The sequence below is a fragment of the Coxiella-like endosymbiont genome (assembly GCF_002871095.1).
Taxonomy (GTDB): Bacteria; Pseudomonadota; Gammaproteobacteria; order Coxiellales; family Coxiellaceae; genus Coxiella.
Map to the genome: position 1 here is coordinate 1 of NZ_NSHJ01000131.1, position 6,680 is coordinate 6,680.

Below are 6,680 nucleotides of genomic sequence, written 5' to 3' on the forward strand. Positions count from 1 at the left end.
TGTGTATGAGTGTACGTGACTTAACAAGATGTCTTTTTAAAGATTGATTTCATAATTTTCAGGAGATTAATTAAGGCTTGTTGTAAAAGCATTTTTATATAATGCATTAAATGACGTATAGTTACAGTGTAGTGTTATCGTAATTCGGTGTATTATACATGATTTTACTAAGTTCGTAATGATTATAATGATTTCTATAAATAGAAATCGGATCATTTTTTTATTTGTTGTATTTTGTTGTATTACTTTGTTGTAGTGGTTTTATATATTTGAAAAATCTACTGAATTTTCTAAATAAAATGCTTTTCACCTTCAGTTCAGTGTTCATTTTTATCAAAAAAATTTAATAAAAATTTATTACAATTAATAATGATCAAATTCATAAGAGCTGTATAACCATAACTTTAATCATCCTACATCTATCCTGATAGGTAAGGAACATCGTTATAATTGACGTTACTCAATTAAAAAACATCCATTAATACAGAGGAGACTTGCTTACTTATATTAATTTTTAAATTAATTAATTTCAGTCTTTACTTCAGTGAGTTAATTCAGGCTCTTCAGAAAATATAAGAATTACATTTCATGGAAAGTATTTCTTTGGTGATGTCTATTAGACAGTACAATACAATTATAGATTGATAATCAGCCGCTTAATCATCTAAAGAAGTCACTGTAGTAAATTATTTCTAGTACTAGGCAGAGTGTATAAATATTCTACGTGTTTTCTGAAAAAACACTAGTTTATTAAAATACTTACGACTAAACCACGTTAACACATTAACATTAGATTTAATATGCTTTAATATTTTTAGCATACGGATTTCTAAATTTGAGCTTAGAGAGTTGGATCGGTTATAAAGGTGCATATTAGGCTAAGTTTAATAGACAATAGAATATCAGTTTATTATGATAAAATTATATCTTTCAATTTTTTTTATGAGCTCACGTCACAATTCACCGAAGGATAAGAGTAACGACTAAAATCATGGAGATCATAATAAATCAAAAGTAGAGGTTTACCACTAAAAAATCATCTTTCTAGCCATTTATAATATCAAATGCCCAATATGACTGTAATGAGTATAAAACAATTTTATATCGGTGTAGAGGCCAGTCCAGTTAAATATAACAGTGTAATTTGTAGAATAAGCAAAGTAAAAAGCTAGCCTTGGAATTATGGAGGATACTTCGAATAATAAAAAATAGGTATTCAACTTCTCTAATAAAGAACCATATATCTAAATATTAGAAGGAAAATCTGATTATAATCAATCAGGTGCCATACAAGTTACATACAAAGTATGGTGTAGATTCCTACTATTAAAATTAGGTAAATAAATATCCAATAGATATTATATTGAATTTCTATGTCAGATTGAGAAAAGCAAGAAATCAGTATGACTAAATTAACCATGAATTATCCTTTTCATCACTCTCCTGATTGAGAGAGGCTTTTTAAAAAGGGGTTGTTTCAACAGTGGGCTGTAATTTTGAAGCATCTCCTTTAAAAGTACGCTACTTAATTGTCAAATTGTTCTCCGATTACCTACCACCTTTTGAAAATTTACAATCAAGATCTTTAATGAGTATTTTAACTGTTTAAAATCACTAAACCTCAGAGTTCTTGAGAGAAGAATCAGGCTATCATGGTCTTGTATTATGAAGGTGATAAAATTTATAAATTATGGTATAAGAATAGGTTTACCTACTTAAATTTAAGTAATCTTGAGTGTGGATCTTGAGTATTTTGATTTTCTTTGTTTGGTATTTAGATTTGATATTTAGTTAAATATCTTTGATTTAGTTTGGTGTTGTTATGGCGTTTGTTAGTAAGCGGTTGCAGTTATTATCTCAACTCTCTTTTCGATGGTATTTTGTAAGCTGCCTTTTAGCAACGTTCGGGTCGGGCTTAAGCTACGTTACATTGAGTTGGCTAATTTTACAAGTTAATAACTCAGTTGCAGCAGTTGCGATTTTGATGCTTTGTTTTTGGTTACCTACTGTATTATTGGGACCTTTTTTAGGAGTAATCGTCGATGGCTATTCGCGTAAATGGCTTATGATAGGGGGTAATGCTATTCGAGGAATTGTGTTAATTTTTTTTAGTAGCTATTTTAGTCACCATATTGCTTCCTATATCATTTATTTTCTTACAATATTATTGGGAATAGGTTTCAGTGTTTATTTACCTGCGGCAATCGCATTAATTCGTGAAATAGTAATTTTAGATGATTTGCTGTATGCTAATTTTACTATTGATATTGCTTATGAAATGGGGAATGTGGCAGGAATGGGTTTGGCAGGTTTTTTTGTCGCTTGCTTATCTCCAGCACCCACGATATTAGTGACGGGAATTATTTTTATTCTTTCAACATTCGCATTGATGCGTGTGAAGCCGACGTTACAACAAATAAAGAAAAGAAAAATTTCTTATCATTTTATTATTGACGATTTTAAGATAGGACTTGTTTACTTACGTAAACATCCAAAATTAATTCTGATTTATTCCGTTCAGTTGCTGATCTTAGTATCTTTTATGACAACGCCGGTTTTATTGGCGCCTTTTGTTAAGAATGTATTACAGGGAAGCATTTCTCAATTTGGGCAAATTGATGCTGCTTTAGCCATCGGGGTCGTCGTAGGAGGAATTTTTATGCCTTGGATAGCCGATCGATGGGGGCTTACAAAAATTTTAATGATATTGTGTTTGTTGTTAGCTATTTTTTTTAGTTGGTTTGGAGCGAATCGTATCATTATTGGAGCTGAAATATTGTATTTTTTCATTGGTCTTTGTTTAGCTGTATGGCCATTGATGGTAACAAAAGCACAGCACTTGACAAAGTTTCGATTTCAAGCTCGGATGCAGTCTATATTTAATAGCTTAAGTGGTATTTTGATTTTATTGATTTACTTATTTGTAGACATTGGAAGTTATTATATCTCTATCCAGTGTATGTATCTATTTGAAGTGGCTCTTGTGCTTAGTGCTTTTTGCTTATTATGGTGTTATCGGAGGCATGTATTAACTAAGAATAAAGTCGCTTGATCGAGATAAACTTTGGTATATAGGGAGGGGGGATAAAATAATATTAATTTAATCTGCATGATAGTTAGTCTTTCAAGATTAGATAACAATATTTAATTTCATGATACACCGACCTTTAGTCTGAAGAAGATATCAGGGTTTATATATTACTTTTTTAGGCAGGACTTTAAATTTTTCTAACCTCATATAGCATTACAGAAAAGACTTAGCAATTAAAAGAATTTATAACGTTTAATAAGCATTAAATAATTTACTTACTACTAGGAAATTTTATTCTCTTTTTTCTAGCCTGCTATAAAAACGAGACCATACTTTTTATTATCATAAAGTAATTAAGATATCACTTCATATAGGCATAAAGAGGATATCTGAATTAAAGTTTGTATTGAAAAATGTAAAGCGTAAGGATCACAATAAACTAAATCCTAAATAACAAAAGACACCCCTATTGTGAAACCTAGATTATCAGAACTTCTTTTTGTGAGAAACGGATGAAGGAGAGTTTTAATGAGTGTAGTAAATATATTTCCAATCAACGTCTAAAATGGATATGGTTGTAGAAATAAGAAAATTATATTTTTGTGAGAGATGAGAGTCAAAAAATAATATTTTCTCATTTATCTCAATTGTAAAATTTAATTTCTTTTTTTAGAGATACTTAAATAATTAAGTGTAGCTAACCGTGTGGTATTACATTCCTTATCCCACCAAAAGAGCTTATTAAAAAAACACAGTGTGACTCAATAGCTGCTGTTGATAAATATTTACATGAATAGTTAAATACTAAAGACATGTAGAATAATAAACGGCTTAATAATAATACAAAATAAACTAATTTTTAAGGATTTTTCAATAAGAAGGACAAAAAACTTTATAGTATCATTGCTCTTTAGTAAAAAATATTCAAATCGGTAAGAAAGTTATGACCGCTAAATATAGCTTTGATAAAGTGTATATAAAAAGTGTTTAATAATCTTAATGCTTATCTTATAAGCTTATCTTAAATTAGTGTACTTGATTTTTTAAAGTGTTCTCTTTTTCGTTATGACGCTCCAATAATTAATTAGATACTTTTTGGCTTTATGAAATAATTTGCTAAGCCATTTAAATGAGATTTATTACATTCCTGATCAGATGGGTTATTTTGCTAATATTGGGTTGGTGACGATGTTTGTATCAGAAGAGGAGTATTAAAAAAAAATTAGAGCTAATAATAAAAAATATACTTAATTAATTTTCGGTTATAAAGGCTGTTTTACAGCTTCGGAAGATAATTTATTACACTCGTTTTCAACGTTTATAAACTAAATTTTTAATCATGTTTCACTAGAATATAAGTGTTTTATTTAAACTAGAAAAAAATAATTTTAAAATATCGTCATTAATCTGACCTGCGACAAAGGCACTCCCAATCTGTTTCAATAACACAAGGCGTAGATGGTCATTCATTACTTTTTTATCCTGATGCATAGCAAATAATAAGGAATCTTCCACAATTTCTTTAGGTAATTGAGTAGGTAAAGGAATTTGTTGGAGCAGCTTTCGAACCCGATTTACTTCGTCAGAACGAATCAGCCCTAAATATGCAGATAATTCAGCTGCTAATATTAAGCCTACTGCTACTGCTTCACCATGGAGCCAATATCCATAACCTAAAACCTGTTCGATCGCATGGCTAAAGGTATGCCCTAAGTTTAAGAGAGTACGTTGACTAGTTTTCTCTTTTACATCTGCACTGACAATATCTCGCTTGATTTCGCAGGCTCGTTTAATAGTAGTTTGGAGATAATCTAAGTCTCGTCGTAATAAAAAGGTAATATTTGTTTCGAGATCCAGATAAAATTTTTTATCATAGATTAGCGCAGTTTTAATAATTTCAGCAATTCCTGAATTAAATTCACGTGGAGGTAATGTGTAAAGAGTATTGAGATCAATAATTACCGCTTTAGGCTGATGAAATGCACCGATAAGATTTTTACCTAACGGATGATTGATAGCAGTTTTTCCACCAAGGGAGGCATCAACTTGAGCTAAAAGAGTTGTTGGTAATTGGATGAAATCTACTCCTCGTTGATAACACGCCGCAGCAAAACCTGTGAGATCGCCTATGACTCCCCCTCCTAAAGCAATTAAAGTTGTATTTCGATGATGATTCACTGCAATCAGTTTATTGAGGATTTCCTGCCACTGTTTAATATCTTTAAACTGTTCGCCATCAGGCAAGAGACATTGGTCACACTGCACATCTTCAAAAATAGTTTTTAATGGTGCAAGATAGAATGGTGCAATCGTTTCATTAGTCACGATCATTATTTGAGAACCCTCAATGTATTGGTGAAGAAGTTGTTTCTGGTTTAGGAGATCTAAACCTATATAAATAGGATACCTAGATTCTTTAGTTTTAAAAAAAATACAAGTAGTTTTCATAAACTTATTATAAATTTCTTAATATCTGTCAAAATTTGCATTGATAATTCAGGGGGTTTTAAATGATCACTTTGATATATGAAATCGGCAATACTTTGATATAAGGGTCTTCGTTTTTCGTTGAGTTCTTGAAGTTTTTTTTTGGAATTATGTTGGATAAAAAAGAGAGGACGATCCTTCCCTGTACGAGAAATCCGTTTTAATTGTGTTTCTATTGACACCGTTAAATAGATTACAATACCGTTTTCAGATAAAAAACGGCGATTAGCTTCATTTAATATACACCCTCCTCCAGTGGCTAAAATAATATTATTGAATTTACACAATGAATCAATCACTTGGGTTTCACGTTTACGAAAGCCTTCTTCCCCTTCCCACTTGAAAATCCATGGAATATCTGCACCTGTTCGTTTTTCAATTTCAATATCTGAATCATAAAAACGATTTCCGGTTAAGTTACCAAACTGTTTACCCAGACTTGTTTTTCCAGAACCCATAGGTCCAATGAGATAGATGTTACTAAGTTTTTGATATTGTTGTTTATGTATCGTAATCATTTGAGGTCTTACACAATTAATCATTACTGGTTCTTGTTAATGTGCTAATAGGTGGCACCGCCAGATTTCTTCCTTCCTGCCTGAAAGAAACATCTTAGGTAAACTTATTGAGGATTTCAGGTATTTCTTATTGGCTAGTTTGTTCATAGATTTCTTTTAAGAATACCATGTCTGAATCGTCAACCATTACTTCTGTGGTTAATTTTGAGTCTGAATATCTGGTATGCTTTTGTTAAAGAAAAAGTTATTTTATATTGATTGACAGCTAGTTGTAAAAAGATGGGTCTACTAGTATAAAACAATAAGGTAATTTTAAAGGGGGTTCCTTTTTAAATCTTACATTAGTATACTTTCTTCTCAAGTGTTTTCTTGGTAAAAAATCTCTTACCTTCAATTCAATTACTGCTATTTGATAATTTTTATTTATAACTTCATGGCTTAAGAAAACCTCTGTCTTTCCTATTAGTTTGCATGTTAAAATTCCTACATCTCATCTAATAATGGATTATTTTTAATTAGATTATAGGGAAATCTACAATATCAAATTAAATCCTTAGGGTAGAGTTGTTGTTACGTATAAGTTCGTTAGCAAGTTCCCTGGTATTCTGCTTAGTTCCCATATCTAAAGAAGCCATAAATGGTAG

At 30.7% G+C, this 6,680-nt stretch carries 3 protein-coding genes; 1 reads left to right on the top strand and 2 read right to left on the bottom strand.

Annotated elements, in window-relative coordinates; all coding sequences use genetic code 11:
* Positions 1–1,822 precede the first annotated feature (1,822 nt).
* Positions 1,823–3,052, top strand: coding sequence for an MFS transporter (locus tag CLERM_RS03030; RefSeq protein WP_102157119.1), 1,230 nt, complete (start codon positions 1,823–1,825; stop codon positions 3,050–3,052).
* Positions 3,053–4,378: 1,326 nt separating this feature from the next.
* Here the strand turns inward: CLERM_RS03030 and aroB are convergent.
* Together aroB and CLERM_RS03040 are read right to left on the bottom strand one after the other, a co-directional pair.
* Positions 4,379–5,479, bottom strand: coding sequence for a 3-dehydroquinate synthase (gene aroB, locus CLERM_RS03035; protein ID WP_102157120.1), 1,101 nt, complete (start codon positions 5,477–5,479; stop codon positions 4,379–4,381).
* Positions 5,476–6,060, bottom strand: a complete 585-nt coding sequence (locus tag CLERM_RS03040; RefSeq protein ID WP_236905108.1) for a shikimate kinase — start codon at positions 6,058–6,060, stop codon at positions 5,476–5,478. Before CLERM_RS03040 ends, aroB begins: the two co-directional genes overlap by 4 nt.
* Positions 6,061–6,680 lie beyond the last annotated feature (620 nt).